The organism is Oleiphilus sp. HI0086 (assembly GCF_001635225.1).
The window spans coordinates 1-825 of record NZ_LWFZ01000413.1 but is presented as its reverse complement, the minus strand read 5'-3'; the positions used below and the strand labels follow the sequence as shown (position 1 = coordinate 825).

Below are 825 nucleotides of genomic sequence, written 5' to 3'. Positions count from 1 at the left end.
CAAAGAATGAAAAGCCCCGGACGGTAATCGCCCCCGGTACCGACAGCATCGCCGTCGTAAGCGGATAAGTTACCTGATCTTCAACGACTTGCGGTGCCTGTCCTGGGTAACTAGTTTTAATGATTACTTGCACATCAGACAGATCAGGGATTGCATCGATTGGCGTATTCTTGACAGAATACAAGCCAAACCCGATCAATATTGCCGTGCCTAATAGTACAAAAAACCGATTTTGTATCGACCACTTTATAATCGCGGCTATCATTATTTACTCCAGTAATCTTTCGTCAGCAAATGAATTTGGGCAGCACCGGAGTGCTGCTTTCATGTCGCTTATTTGCTGTTTATATTCTTGATGATGTAGTTATTGTCGTTGTCGACAAGTAAGGTAAAGTCGACCATTTGACCTGGCTTTAGAGAGCCCAAATCAACGCCCTTGTCGACTTTGAAGTTCATTTTCATCTTGGGCCAGTTCATCTCTGGCATGGGTTCGTGCTTAATGTTAATCATGCCTCGATCGGCCATGATTTTGTTAATACGTCCTTCACCCATTACCTCGCGCATATGTCCGGCGCCTTTTTCAGACATATTGCCCGACATTCCTTTATCCATACCTTTCATCATATGGCCTTTGCCCATATCTTTTCCGTTGCCATGTCCATGGTGATGGCCATCATTGGGTCCACTTGCAAAAACAGCTGTCGAGACAAGTAAGCCTGCACACATTGCTAAAGAAGTTAGTGTTTTATTCATTGTATTTTCCTCAAAGTGATTATTCTTAAAATTGCTTTTTGAACGTTCTATTTCAGTCTGACATTTGACATG

General features: G+C 43.0%; 2 protein-coding genes. Both read right to left on the bottom strand.

What is annotated here, in order from left to right:
- Nucleotides 1-265: efflux RND transporter permease subunit (locus A3756_RS05105; protein WP_156490288.1), on the bottom strand; the 265-nt coding region annotated here is incomplete at its 3' end.
- Nucleotides 266-333: 68 nt separating this feature from the next.
- Nucleotides 334-825: copper-binding protein (locus A3756_RS05100; RefSeq protein ID WP_082865094.1), on the bottom strand; the 492-nt coding region annotated here is incomplete at its 5' end.